Below are 12,862 nucleotides of genomic sequence, written 5' to 3'. Positions count from 1 at the left end.
CAAGCCCCAGCGCGCGCGGGAGAACCCGCGCCCGATCGATCCGCAACATCAGTGACGCCCCGTATGCTCCGGGGCATCGGCCGACGTCATCGCGTCGATCCCTGTCCCGGTTGTTATCGGATCAGGGATAGGGCCGGCGCTGCTGCGGGCCGGTTAAACCGCGGTGATGTTCGCCGCCAAGCTGCGAACGCGACTAATCACGGCCGACCAAATCGCGTCGCATTTGAACGATTCAGATTTTGGCAACGCTGTCCGCCGCACGGGGCGCCCCGGATGAGCGCAGCGGCATTCTGGGTCACACGCGCTTTCGTGGAGAACCCGGGTTTCGGTGCGCTCGCGCGGACGCCTGCTCAGCGCTCGCGCAGCGCCTCGTCACGCAGCATGCGGGCAGGCTTGACGAGATAGTCCAGCACCGATTTCTTGCCCGTCAGGATCTCCACGGTCGCGACCATGCCTGGGAGGATCGGAAGCGGCTGCTGGGCGGTGCCGAGATGGTTCTTCTCGGTGCGCACCATCACGCGATAGAAGGTCTCGCCGCGCTCGTTCTTGTCGCCCTTCTCATCGGTGATCGTGTCGGCACTGATGCGCTCGACGCGCCCGTGCAACGAGCCGTACACAGATGAATCATAGGCGCTGAGCTTGACCACCGCCTCGTGGTTGGGACGGATGAAGGCGATGTCCTGCGGACGGATGCGGCCCTCGACCAGCAGCGTGTCGTCGAGCGGCGTGATCTCCATCAGGCTGGCGCCCGGCGCGACCACCGCGCCGATGGTGGTGACGTTGAGCTTGTTGACGATGCCGCGCACCGGCGAGCGCAATTCGGTGCGTCGCACCCGGTCCTGGGCCGACTTGATGTTCTCGTCGAGCACGGCGAGATCACCGCGGGATTTCGCGAGATCGTCTTCGGCCTGCGCGCGGAAGGCGGTGACGATGTTGAGCCGGCGCGAGCGCGCCTCCTGCACCGCCGCCTCGGTCTTCACGATGCTCGCCTGCACCACCGCGAGCTGGCCGCGCATGTCGGTCGCCTGGCGGTCGGCGCGCAGCATCTCGATCTCCGGCACCACCTTCTGGTCGAACAGCTTGCGGGTCAGTCCCAGCTCGCGATTGAGCAGCGCCAGCGTCTCCGAGAAGCGCTTCTCGGTGGCCCTGAGCTCGTCGATCTCCTTGCTCTTCTGCTGTTCCTGCTGCTGCACCACGTCGATGTCCTGCGCGAGCTTGCGTGCATGGGCGTCGAACACCGCGCGCTCGGTCTGCACCGCGCGCGGGGCGTCGGCGACGAGGTCGTCGGGAAACTCGACCGGGCTGCGGCCCTCGGTCTCCGCCGCGAGCCGGATCACCCGGGCCGCCATCGCGCCGCGGCGCTCGCGGATCTCGCCGAACTGCGAGGCGAAATTGGTGTCCTCGATGCGCGCCAGCGGCTGATCCTTCTCGACGATCGCGCCTTCCTGCACCAGGAGGTCGGCGATGATGCCGCCTTCCAGCGACTGCACCACCTGGGTCTGGCGCGACGGCACGACCTTGCCGTTGCCGCGCTTGACCTCGTCGAGCACGGCGAAATGCGCCCAGATCAGGAAGGTGAAGAACAGGCCGAGCGAGGCGAGCAGCAGCATCCGCGCCGTCTTCGGCGTGCGCAGCTCGACGGCAGCCCTGATGTCGTTGGAGAACGCGAAATCGCTGTGCGCCATGTCACCTCGTCCCCTGGACCGGCTTCACCGCGTGGCTCGCGGCCGGCGCCGCCGCGGGCTGCTGCGGACGCAGCATGGTGAGGATCTGCGCGGTCGGCCCGTCGGCGACGATCTTGCCGGAGTCGAATACCAGGATGCGGTCGACCAGCGACAACAACGACGGTCGGTGGGTCGAGACGATGATGGACATCTCGCCTTTGGCCAGCGACTTCAGGCGCTCGAGGAATTCGCCCTCGCTGCGGACGTCGAAATGTGCGGTCGGCTCGTCGAGGAACAGCACGCGCGGCTTGCGGATCAGGACGCGCGCGAGCCCGATCGCCTGCTTCTGCCCGCCCGACAGGCTGCGGCCGCCTTCGGCGATCATCATCTCGTAGCCCTGCGGATGACCGGCGATGAAGGTCTCGACGCCGGCGAGCCGCGCGGCCTCCAGCACCTCCTCATCGGTCGCCGCCGGACGGCCGAGCGTGATGTTGTCGCGCAGCTTGCCGTAGAACAGGTCGGTATCCTGCAGCACGAAGCCGATGCCGGCGCGCAGATCGGCCGGGTCGTATTGCTGGATGTCGATCCCATCGATCAGGATGCTGCCTTCCGTCGGCGGATAGAACGCGGTGGCGAGGCGACCGACCGTGGTCTTGCCCGAGCCGACGCGACCGATGATGCCGATCTTCTCGCCGGGCTTGATGTCGAAGGAGACGTTGTCGAGCGCCTTGGTCTGGCTTCCCGGATAGGAGAAGCTGACGTTCTTGAACTGGATGCGGCCCTGGTTGATCTCGCGCGCGACGTAGATCTTCTCCGGCGGACGCTCACGGTCCAGCGACATCAGCCGGTCGATCGAGCGCAACGCCGACGTCGTCTGGGTGAAGCGCGTCATCAGGCCGGCGATGCCTGCGATCGGACCGAGCACGCGACCCGACAGCATGTTGGCCGCCACCAGCGCGCCGACCGAGAGCTTGCCGTCGAGGATCAGGAACACGCCGACGACGACCAGCAGCAGGCTGCAGAACTGGCTCGCGACGCTCGCCGCTGTCATCGCCATCGAGGCCCAGAACTGGACGTCCTCGCTGGAGCGCGCCTGCGCCGCCACCGAACGCTCCCACACCGTCTGCACCCGGCTCTCGCCGGCCACCGCGCGGACCGTCTCCATCCCGTTGAGCGATTCCACGAGAATGCCGTGACGCGCGGCGGATTGCGCCTGCATCTGCCGCATCGCGCGTTCGAGCGGCCGCTGGATCAGCAGCCCGACGGCGATCATCACCGGCAGCATCAGCAGCGGAATCCAGGCGATGGGACCGGCGATGATGAACAGCACGATGATGAACACGACCGCGAACAGCATGTCGGTCGCCGACACCACGGTGCCGGAGGTAAAGAACTCGCGCACCGAATCGAAGTCGCGGAGCTGATTGGCGAGGATGCCGACCGATGGCGGCCGCTTGTCCATCTTCAGCGACATCACGTGCTCGAAGATGTTCGCGGCGAGCACCACGTCGATCTTCTTTCCGGTCATGTCGATGATGCGGCTGCGCACCACCTTGAGCAGGAAGTCGAATCCGATGGCCAGCATGAGGCCAACGCCGAGTGCGACCAGCGAGGGGATCGCGCCGTTCGGGATCACGCGGTCGTAGACGCTCATCGTGAACAGGGGCGCGGCCAGCGCCAGGATGTTGACGATGAACGCGGCGATCGCGACATGGCCGTAATTGGCGCCGAAGCGGCTGACCACCGACCAGAACCAGTGCGTCTTCGGCACTTCACCGGCTGCCGCCACGCGCGGATCGGCAATTGTGGCGGGCCGCACCAGATAGGCGAAGCCGACATACCGCGCCGCGACCGCCTCGAAGCGCTCGATCGCCGGCTGTTCGCGGCGCGAAGGATCGACGATGGTGAGACGGCCGGCGGCCTCGTCGATCGTCAGCAGGATGCGCGTGGTGCCGTCGTGAAACATCAGCACGCAGGGCAGCACCAGCGCGGGAATATCGCTCAGCGGCCGTTCGACCAGTTGCGCCTCGAGCCCGGCCCGCTGCGCGGCGCGCTCGTAGAGCGCGATGCTGAGCACGCCGCTGTCGAGCGGCAATCCGGACAGCAGCGCGCTGCGGCTCAGGGCGCGGCCGTGATGAGCAGCGAGGTAAAGCAGACTGTCACTGAGAGGATCAGCTGCTGGTGCGGCTGCGCTCATCTGGGGCATCACGTGCGCCGTCTCTTCGAGCTCGAACCTTGTCGGACGAATGTTCAACGACGCCTCGGAAATCCATCTGGCCCACCGAGCAACGCGGACCGGCACCCATTGCTTCTTGCTAATAATTTGCCTTAGCCTAATTCTTTGGCCCGCACTTGGCTTTTCTGAGATTTTTACAGGTGTTTCGCGACAAACTCAGCGCAAAGTAAATGCGTATGGTGAAAAGCCGGCGCGACATGCACCGGCTCTTGTTAGTCTCACCTATTTCGGCGCGTGCCCGTTGGGGCTCTGAGCGTATCCGCCGTATTTTCCGGACGCGACGAACAGCGTCGTATCCTCGGGATCGCTCGAGGCCCACCGATCGCCAAAGGTAATCGGCGCGGGATGCTTCGGCGTACCGTCATGCAGGCCGAACATCGGCACCGGACCGGCGGAGCTCAGCGGCTGCGGTCCGGGCGCCGGCGCACTCAGCCGAATGGGCGCCAGGCTGTAGCCGATGAAGCCACTCGGCGTGTCCACCGGCTCGGTCTCCGGCGGATGCCCGGTCTTCAGGTAGTTCAGCATCTGGCCCATCGCGGCGAGCAGCTGATAGTCGGCAAACACCACCACACCGCGCGCCGACACCAGCGACACGTTGGCGTTGAAGTACTGGTTCTGGGAGTTCAAGAGATCGATCAGCGTGCGCTGGCCGAGCTCATACTCCTTGTTGTAGGCGACGAACGTGCGGCGGGCCGCTTCGACATCGCGGACAAGAGCTGAGACGCGATCGGCGGTGATGATCCGGGCCGCCCAGGCCTTGTCGATCGACTCCAGCGCATCGCGCTGCAGACGAGCATGCTTCTGCTGCTCCTGGATCATCCGCTGCGCGGCTTCTTCGCGGCGCCAGCTGTTCTGGCCGCCGTTGAAGATATCCCAGGATGCAACGACCTTGCCGCTGACCTCGTCGTAACGATTGTTGTAGGTGATCGATTCCTTGCCGGTCGTCGCGCGGCCTTCGAGCGAAAGCGTCGGCAGGAAGGTGCCGGTGGTGGCATCGAATCCCCGCTTGGCGGCCGTCACATCCGCCGCGGCAGCGCGCAGGGTCGGATTGAACTTGTAGGCGATGTCGAGCGATTCCGCCTTGTCCCGCGGCATGTCGGACAGCCGGCCGGGGAAACGCAGGTTATAAGGCTCGACGCCGACGACCTTGCGGTACTTCGCGCGCGCCACTTCGAGGCTGAGACGGAATTCCTCGAGCACGGCCTGCGCTGCCGCAACCCGTTCCTCGGCCTGCTGCGTGTCGCCCTCGCCGGCCCGGCCGCCCTGGAAACGGGCCAGCACGTTCTTGCGCAGTTCGAGATGAACCTTGAGGTTCTTCTCGGCCAGAGCGACCAGCCTGGAGTAGCGCACCACGTCGACATAGGCTTCGGCGGCATCGAGACCAATCAGTTCGGTTCGCTCCAGCACGCGGTACGCGGCGGCATCGACCCGCGCGGCCTGTCGCCACACTTCATTGATCGAGGAAAAGCCATCGAACAGCAATTGACGGACCACCACGCCGGCCTCGCGGCCGCGCAGGTAGCGGCCATTGTTGCTCGGCGCCGGCGAGACATACTGCTTGAGCATCTCCGGTCCGGCGCTCGCATCGAGCCGGACCTGCGGCAGCAGCGTCCCCTGGGACTGGCGAAGCTCGGCTTCGGTGGCCCGCCGATTGGCGGCGGCCTCTCCGACACCGGGATTGGTCTTCACCGCCTGGTTGATGGCGTCCTGGATGGTGAACGGCTCAGCGCCCAATGCCGGGCTAAAGCTCATTCCCACAACACATATGAAAATGGGTGTATATACGATCTTCAACATAGGGAACCGATAACAAACCCGAGATCGGCTCGCAATGTGACTCGCCACATTTGCGGCGAAAAGCCGCCCGGTTGTGGCAGAATAGCTACGCTCCGCCATATTCCTCAGGGCAAAGATTTCAAAATCTGAAGCGAAATCAACGTCGTGGGGATGACGTGAGGCTGAGGCGGTGATTTAAAGTCAGCTATTTATTTCATAAAGAAAAATCTCGCGTCAGAGAATGTCGAGTTTTTCGTGTTTATCTTCAATATGGACCGCTTCCGCGGCATTAACTGAGATGTCGCAGCCGGGGCCCTCAACCCGAGACGGCGGAACGGCAACAGGCGATCAGTCGCCCGCCATTGCCACGTCGGCCCCGCAGATGTCGGAAGCCTGGGTTCTGGCGCGTCGTCACGACAGCCGTGAGCGATCGCCGCCCAGGGATCGCGAACAACGAAGGATCCAATGAAGATCACGACCGGCCGGCAGACCCAGATGCGACCCATATATTTCGACGCATAGTCTGCAGGGAAGCAATGGCCAATGGGGTCCATTGTCCTCGAAAAATCTAGTGGAGCTGAGAGGCAGTGAATGGTGGGGGAGGCAGGACTCGAACCTGCGAAGCCATGAGGCGGCTGATTTACAGTCAGCTCCCTTTGCCACTCGGGACACTCCCCCGTATCGATGGCAATTCGGGCCGGCCGCGGAACAGCAGCGTCGGGACCATCAGCGCCATGGAGACGGTAAGACCGCGGGGCCCGAAGGAGCGGGCGCGCGCGGCCGGGGCCCTTATGATCGAACCCGGCCCTCGAAGTCAACCAAGGGACGACGAATTTTCCCGTCTCAGCGGTGCCAAATTGCCAGAATCCGCAGGCCGTGACAGAAGCTCGGGCCATGAGCGAACGCGATCGAAAGCCCCCTTTTCGCCGTCCGGGCGGTAAATTCTCCGGCAAACCGCGCGGATTCGAGCGCCCCCAGCCGTGGCGGGAGCGCGACCAGGACTCGGATGCCCCCGTCATTCTCTATGGCTGGCACACCGTGACCCTGGCGCTCGCCAATCCGAAGCGGCGGATTCGCAAGCTTTACCTGACCGAGAACGCCGCCAGGCGGCTTGCCGACGAGCGGATCGAGACGCGGGTGACGCCCGAGATCGTGCGCCCCAGCCAGATCGACCAGCGGCTCGGTCCGGACGCCGTGCACCAGGGCCTGTTGGCGGAGGCCGAGCCCCTGCCCTCGCCGGACATCGACACGCTCGCGGCCGAGGGACTGATCCTGGTGCTCGACCAGATCACCGACCCGCACAATGTCGGCGCAATCTTGCGCTCGGCAGCGGCGTTCGGCGTAAAGGCAATCGTGACCACCGCCCGCCACAGTCCGGAGGCCACCGGTGTACTGGCCAAGTCCGCATCGGGCGCCCTGGAGCTGGTGCCGATCGTCACGGTGCAGAACCTCGCACGCGCGCTGACGCGGCTGAACGAGCGCGGCTTTCAGACGGTGGGGCTGGACAGCGCGGGCGAGGAGGACATCGCGGCGGTCGCCTTGCGCGAGCCGCTCGCACTGGTGCTGGGCGCCGAGGGCAAGGGCCTGCGGCAATTGACGCGCGAGACCTGCAGCGTCGTGGCGCGGCTCGACATGCCCGGCGCGATCAAGAGCCTCAACGTCTCCAATGCCGCCGTGCTCGCGCTCTATATCGGCGCGAGCCGGCTCGGCTTGATGTCAAAATGACGAAACGCCCGCGCGCATGAGGCGCACGGGCGTTGGCGCGAACGAACGTCCGTCTGATCAGTAATAGCGGCGCAGCACGCGCTGCCCGTGATAATAAGGCGAAGCGCCCCAGCGATAGGCGTGGCGGCGGTGATGATAGCTGTAGACCGGAAGCGCCTGCTCCTCATAGGCAGGATACGGCGCGAAGGCGCCAGGACCGCTGTAGGTCGGGCCCTGGTTGACATAGTAATACTGCCGGGTCGGCTCGGGCAGCCGCTCATAGCTCGCGCCGCAGGCGCCGCAGCCATGGCCGTAGGTGTAGGTGTAGCCGGGCTGATAGAAATATTGCGGCCGATACGTCACCGTGGGCTGGTACGTCACGGTCGGCTGATAGGTGACGGTCGGCTGATAGGTGACCTGCGGCGCGCACGGCGCGGCGTAGCCGCACGGGCCGCAGGCGGTGGCGCCGCAGGCCGCGGCCGGCGCGCTGCCGGCGACGGCGAGGCCGGCAATGGCGACAAGTCCTGAAACTACTCCACGCATAACTCTCTCCTGTTGATCTGTTCTTGCTTGGTCTGGCTGTCGATGGTGAGTTGCTGGCTAGCGGCGGTAGGCCGGCGGCCGATTGGGATAGCCGTGAGGATCACCATCGGGCGGAGCCAGGATGACGGCAGGCGGATACATCGGCACCGCCGGCTCCGGCGGCTGCATCTGGGATTGGGCGCCCCACGAGCGGGAATAGCTCTCGGCCGGCTTCGGCAGCTTGCGATCGGCCGGCGGCTCGATCTCCATCCGGCCATAGCCGGGCCTTGCTCCGAGGGTTGGATAGTAATGGCCAACATATGGCTCGGGCTCGACCGGCCGACCGCCATAGATCGTCGGCTGCATGTAGTTGCCCCTGCCAAGACCGTACTGGCCTTCGACGACGGCGTAGGACGCATCGATGCCGTTGATGACGACGGGCACGCCGGGCCGCTGCGGAATGACGATCTCGAAGCCTTCGCTGGCGAGCGCGGCGGAAGACGCTCCAATCAGAATCACAAGAGCCGTTGTAGTACGCATGAATTCACGCCCCGGTTGTCATCCTACCAATACCGCAACGCGCGCCCCGATGGGTTAAACGCGCACATCAATCTGCTGGTAAGACTAACGCGGGAGCCACCATTCCGGGTTAAAGCCCGGGTGGGGTTCGAGTGCGAGGGTTAATGGCTGATCATCAGCCGATGAGCGACAATATTGCCAGCATCAACCCCGCTGCTCTGTCCTCAAGACTAACAGCCTTCGGGTCGGAGCAAGCCGGACCGCAACCGCGGCTCCGGCCTCCGAAGGCACTGGGCCTCATGTCGTTCCAAAACATTCCCGTCGCGGCGGGAACGACGGGGCCGGCTTGCGCTTAGCAGGTGGGGCGCAACGATGGAGTATTCCATGACACGATTTGCTATTCTCGGGGCTGCGATACTCGCAACGGCGCTCGCCGGCCCGGCCATGGCGCGCGACGTGCACCACCGGCATATGAACCAGCAGGAAGGAATGATGCAGCACCGGCACATGGCCCGCCAGGACGGGGCCATGATGCAGCAGCGCACCGATACCGGATGGAACAACAACGGCTGGGATCGCCGCAACAGCGGCTTCTGGCCGGCTGACGTCGCCGCTGGAGCGGTCGGCACCGCTGCCGGCATCGCAGGCGCAGCCATCGGAACCGCCGGCGCCATCGCGACCGCGCCGTTCCGCACCGCGGATGCCTATGCGTACAGTCCCGGCCCCTCTTACGGCCAACCGAGCTATGATCGCGGCCCGAACGGCTATTATGGCGACTGGAACAGTTACGCGACCCGCAACGGCCTGGTCTGCCGCCCCGGCACCATGTTCAAGGGCAGCGACGGGCTGATGCACATCTGCCAGTAAAGATCGAGCCGGAGCGGCTTCGACGATCGGCTCCGACAGGGGCGGCCCAACGGCCGCCCTTTTTGCTGGGCTGATGGCAGAAGCGGCGCTCACGCGGGGAGTAGCCGGACTGCATCAACTCTGGTAGGAACACCGCGCTTCGCGAGACCTCGTCGCAAACTGACGACGAGATCTCCGCCACCAGCATTCGCCGGCTTAGCTCAGCGGTAGAGCAGCGGTTTTGTAAACCGAAGGTCGGGGGTTCAATCCCCTCAGCCGGCACCAGCTTCCGTGAAGTTGGGATTTGCTGCGGCAATGGCTGTCACCGGCTTTAGGCGTCAATTCGCCCTCGTCCTGACCGCGGGTCTGGCGATGCCGGTCGCCGACGGCGGCCTGGGCGCAGTCCACTCTGGATCCGGCAACGGCCCGCCGCCCTCGCCGGTCGCTCCGATGAGTTGGCCGGGCACCTGATCCGTGACCAGCACCCAGCCTTGCGTCGCGCAGAACAGCCCGAGCAGACAGCCCTTGACCGCCAGCATCTTCGGGCCCTCGCGCCAGATCGAGACGGCATAGGTCTTGCCGTCCTCGGCGTTGTAGACCTCGCCGCTGTGGCGGCCGTCGGCGTTCAGCTTCAGGCCGAGCAGCATCTGGTGGCCCAGCAGCAGACGGCCGCGCCTGGCCGGATCGGGATTCAGCCGGTCGCGGAACGGCTGCCCCTTGGCATCCGCCGTCTCCTTCATCCACACGATGTAGCCGCAGACGCGGTCGGCCATCGCGCCACAGCGCTCGACGCGGACGCGGGCGCGGCCGTCCTCGGTCAACCATGTGCCGAACGGATCGCCGACGGGAGCGGCGTGACCGCGGCCCTCCGCCATCGACAGCAGCAGGCCGACGACGATGCGTAAGCCGACGCGCAGAACGAATCTCAATGTCATGTCCAGGGACCTCACTGTCTCCATGGCCTCGAGCCACGCGCTCGTACGGCCGGGTTGACGTCGCCGCTGACTGCCCGAGATCTGGCCGTGCCCTCGATGCCAAAGCGCGCACACGAAGGCGCCCCGATGCGGGGCCATCTGCCCGCGCGACGCGATCGTTCGCACGGCCCGCTCACTGGAGCTGCGCGACCAGGGCCTCGGCGCCCTTGCCGATTCCGGCCTCGGCGGCCGCGAGCGCACCAACGCTGGCCTTGATGTCGTAGGGCGAGGGATATTGCTTGCTGACGAAGGCGCTCAGCAGTCGCCCGCTCGCGGCATCGAAGATCTCGGCCGCGTAGAATACCGAGCCGGTCAGCAGTCCCTCACCGTCGCGTGCACTCTGCACGCCGTTGTAGAAGGCTCCCGCGAGATCAAAGCGCGAGGCGGTGCCGAGCACCGGCGTGTTGGCGACGGCGCCGGTCAGGGTGAGCCGCACGCGCAGCGTATTCGGCCCCCGCTGATGGACGATCTGGAAGCGCGCCGAGAGACTTTCCAGGAAACGCCGCTGCATGTAGGCGGCGAGCGCAGCCTTGTCCCGGTCGGACATGTCGCCGAACTGATGATCCGCGCCGCGATAGATCACGACCGGATCGAGCGTCACCTTGTCGTAGCTGCGCCAGTCGGTGGCAGTCCCGTAGCGGTAAGGCACCCGGCCCGATGGATCGGATGTGTTGGGCGCCAGATAGCGCGCCGACGCCACCCCGGAATAGGCCACCGGCGTCACCGTGTTGCATCCGGCACAGAGGCTCGCGGCGATCGCCGCGAAGCCAGACATCGGAAATCGACTCCTCATCCCCTCCTCCACGATTGCGGCGCCGTTGCCAGCGCGTCCACATGGCCACCTCAATAAACCGACCAGACGGTTTGTAAATACGAAATCGAATGAAAAGAATTGTTCACACGTCGATGCGGTCGGCACGGGACCTCCAGGAGGCATCGGCGGACGGAAGTCGGACGGCAAGCCAGCCCGACTTCGCTCAGATCGAACCGTCCAATGATGGAGATGGCGCCGAGCTCGAGCGTGTCATCGCTCCCCGGTCGTCCCGACCTGCCGGAATGTGGTCCATTGTTGGTCGTCGAGCAGGCGGGCAAACAGACGGTCCAGATCCGGCTGCTCCAGCGGCGAGACGCGCAGCATCGTCATCAAGGCAAGCCCACGTGCCGCCGCCCATCGCAGGACCGCGAGATCAGCGTCATCGGCCTCGCCGCGGATCTCGGCTACTCTCTCGGCATCCTTGGCACGGGCATCGGCCAGCAATCCCGGCTCCTGGGCGAGCGCCCCGAGCATGGCCTGAGCCACCGAATATTGCTGGGCGATCAGCTCCCGCGAGATCGCGATCTGCGTCGCGAGTTCGGGCTGATCAGCCGCTTTGCCGGCTCCAGCCCTGTACCTGCTGGCGAATTCGTCGAAATGCAGGAATTGCTGTTCCAGCAGAGCCTTGAGCACCGCTTCCTTGTTGGGAAACTGGTGCATCAGGCCGCCCTTGCTCAGCCCGCTCTCGCGGGCGATGGCGTCGAGCGTCAGCCGCCCCGGACCATCGCGGGCGATGATGGTGAGGGCGGCGGTGAGCGCGGCCTTGCGCGACCGCTCGGAGCGTGAAGGGTTGTCCATCGAAGTCTGCGAAGTGCCCGGACAGTGCACGAAGGTTGCGAGCAGATGATGCCCCGAAGACCGGGGCGGCTCGGCCATAGGGGCGAGCCGCGCTCCTCTGTCAAGAAGAGCTCCGGAAAAACGCCGCTTAGGAACCATCTGTGCGGGATTGGATTTCCGGTATCGCCTTTCGCGGGTGGGGGACGAAACGAGTTCAGACTGTGGCAACATTGTTGTCACATCTCACCTAGAACTCCTGCTTATCCCCAGAAGTCACTGGTCTTCAACTTGATTTCGTCAGCCGCTTTTGTTGCAATTGAGGCATCGGGGGACAAGCGTCATGACGTGGAAGGAAGAGCGTGATGCGCTGATCGCGCAGACCATGGCCTTTGTGCAGTCTGTGACCGGCAAGCCGGCCGACTTCGCCCAGTTCGAGCTGCCTACCGTTCCGGTCGGCACCCCCGTCACACCGCAGCAGGCCGGGGCCGGTCGCCCGACGCACGCCGCTGTCGAGCACGTGATCGCCAACACCGTTGAAACCGAGGCACGTCGCGGCGGCAACGTGCAAGTCGCAATCCCCAATGCCGTGGGGGAGCCTGCAAGGCCGAGAGCGCCCGACGCCATTGCATCCGAGGCTTCGTTCGCCGCCCCGAGCCCGGTCCCTGCGGAGCGTTTCACCAGCATCGCCTCGCAGCTCGATCTCCAGCGCGACATGCAGGCGGAGATTCGCGCCCGCGTCGCGCGCTTCCGGGCCCATCAGGAGCGCTTCAATCGGGAGCGTCAGGAATATTTCAGCGCGACACTCGCGCGCCTGAAAGCATCGGCCGGACGGAGCGCCCTCCCTGAGGACTAAAGGCGACCGCGCCGAGGATCTATGGCCGAGGGTACACAAACATATCCGCAATCGACACGCCGGCTCACAGCCAGGCGCACAGCAGCGCCACATTGGCGACGAAGGCGAGCAGCAGCCCAAAGGCGAGCGTCAGCTGGATCCGCCCGCAGAAGATGTGGAGATCGGTTCCCATGGGCT

The 12,862-nt window shown here is 65.3% G+C and carries 12 protein-coding genes and 2 tRNA genes; 4 read left to right on the top strand and 10 right to left on the bottom strand.

The genetic code is table 11. The annotated features are described in order from the left end of the window. Positions 1-350: 350 nt before the first annotated feature. The 4 genes from QX073_RS02510 to QX073_RS02495 all read right to left on the bottom strand — a co-directional run bounded on the left by QX073_RS02510 (position 351) and on the right by QX073_RS02495 (position 6,354). The gene (locus QX073_RS02510) at positions 351-1,685 is read right to left on the bottom strand and encodes an HlyD family type I secretion periplasmic adaptor subunit (protein WP_315749499.1); all 1,335 of its coding nucleotides are present in this window, start codon (positions 1,683-1,685) and stop codon (positions 351-353) included. 1 nt (position 1,686) lies between these two features. Further along, the gene (locus QX073_RS02505; protein ID WP_315714635.1) at positions 1,687-3,870 is read right to left on the bottom strand and encodes a type I secretion system permease/ATPase; all 2,184 of its coding nucleotides are present in this window, start codon (positions 3,868-3,870) and stop codon (positions 1,687-1,689) included. Positions 3,871-4,122: 252 nt separating this feature from the next. Next, on the bottom strand, positions 4,123-5,652 hold the full coding sequence (locus QX073_RS02500; RefSeq protein WP_315729346.1) for a TolC family outer membrane protein: 1,530 nt from the start codon (positions 5,650-5,652) through the stop codon (positions 4,123-4,125). Between the two features lie 616 nt (positions 5,653-6,268). Further along, a tRNA-Tyr gene (locus tag QX073_RS02495) sits at positions 6,269-6,354 on the bottom strand. A 216-nt stretch (positions 6,355-6,570) separates the two neighbouring features. Between QX073_RS02495 and rlmB the strand changes: the two genes are divergently transcribed. After that, positions 6,571-7,401, top strand: coding sequence for a 23S rRNA (guanosine(2251)-2'-O)-methyltransferase RlmB (gene rlmB / locus QX073_RS02490; protein WP_316192743.1), 831 nt, complete (start codon positions 6,571-6,573; stop codon positions 7,399-7,401). 57 nt (positions 7,402-7,458) lie between these two features. On the opposite strand, the gene QX073_RS02485 is transcribed toward rlmB, so the two are convergent. Both QX073_RS02485 and QX073_RS02480 read right to left on the bottom strand, forming a co-directional pair. After that, the gene (locus QX073_RS02485) at positions 7,459-7,923 is read right to left on the bottom strand and encodes a hypothetical protein (RefSeq protein ID WP_315714638.1); all 465 of its coding nucleotides are present in this window, start codon (positions 7,921-7,923) and stop codon (positions 7,459-7,461) included. Positions 7,924-7,980: 57 nt separating this feature from the next. Beyond that, positions 7,981-8,442 carry a hypothetical protein gene (locus QX073_RS02480; protein WP_316192744.1) on the bottom strand — a complete coding sequence of 154 codons (462 nt, stop codon included), beginning with the start codon at positions 8,440-8,442 and terminating at the stop codon, positions 7,981-7,983. Positions 8,443-8,805: 363 nt separating this feature from the next. Here QX073_RS02480 and QX073_RS02475 point away from each other — a divergent pair, with 363 nt between their 5' ends. Continuing rightward, entirely contained in the window at positions 8,806-9,288 is a 483-nt protein-coding gene (locus tag QX073_RS02475; RefSeq protein ID WP_316192745.1) for a hypothetical protein, read from the top strand. A gap of 189 nt (positions 9,289-9,477) precedes the next feature. Continuing rightward, a tRNA-Thr gene (locus QX073_RS02470) sits at positions 9,478-9,552 on the top strand. 53 nt (positions 9,553-9,605) lie between these two features. Here QX073_RS02470 and QX073_RS02465 read toward each other — a convergent pair. The 3 genes from QX073_RS02465 to QX073_RS02455 all read right to left on the bottom strand — a co-directional run bounded on the left by QX073_RS02465 (position 9,606) and on the right by QX073_RS02455 (position 12,063). Continuing rightward, positions 9,606-10,202, bottom strand: coding sequence for a DUF2147 domain-containing protein (locus QX073_RS02465; protein WP_315749491.1), 597 nt, complete (start codon positions 10,200-10,202; stop codon positions 9,606-9,608). A 172-nt stretch (positions 10,203-10,374) separates the two neighbouring features. Next, positions 10,375-11,016, bottom strand: a complete 642-nt coding sequence (locus QX073_RS02460; RefSeq protein ID WP_315749489.1) for a DUF3313 domain-containing protein — start codon at positions 11,014-11,016, stop codon at positions 10,375-10,377. A 249-nt stretch (positions 11,017-11,265) separates the two neighbouring features. Next, complete coding sequence (locus QX073_RS02455) at positions 11,266-12,063, bottom strand: TetR/AcrR family transcriptional regulator (RefSeq protein WP_315749487.1); 798 nt, start codon at positions 12,061-12,063, stop codon at positions 11,266-11,268. A gap of 109 nt (positions 12,064-12,172) precedes the next feature. On the opposite strand from QX073_RS02455, the gene QX073_RS02450 reads away from it, so the two are divergent. Next, positions 12,173-12,685 (top strand): hypothetical protein, encoded by a 513-nt coding sequence (locus QX073_RS02450; RefSeq protein ID WP_315749486.1) that lies wholly within the window; start codon positions 12,173-12,175, stop codon positions 12,683-12,685. Positions 12,686-12,749: 64 nt separating this feature from the next. On the opposite strand, the gene QX073_RS02445 is transcribed toward QX073_RS02450, so the two are convergent. Continuing rightward, the gene (locus QX073_RS02445) at positions 12,750-12,857 is read right to left on the bottom strand and encodes a hypothetical protein (protein ID WP_041750859.1); all 108 of its coding nucleotides are present in this window, start codon (positions 12,855-12,857) and stop codon (positions 12,750-12,752) included. Between the last annotated feature and the right edge of the window lie 5 nt (positions 12,858-12,862).

It is taken from the genome of Bradyrhizobium sp. SZCCHNS3052, assembly GCF_032484495.1.
Lineage (GTDB): Bacteria > Pseudomonadota > Alphaproteobacteria > Rhizobiales > Xanthobacteraceae > Bradyrhizobium.
Note: the sequence above shows the minus strand (reverse complement) of the source record. Positions and strands in the feature narration are given on the sequence as shown.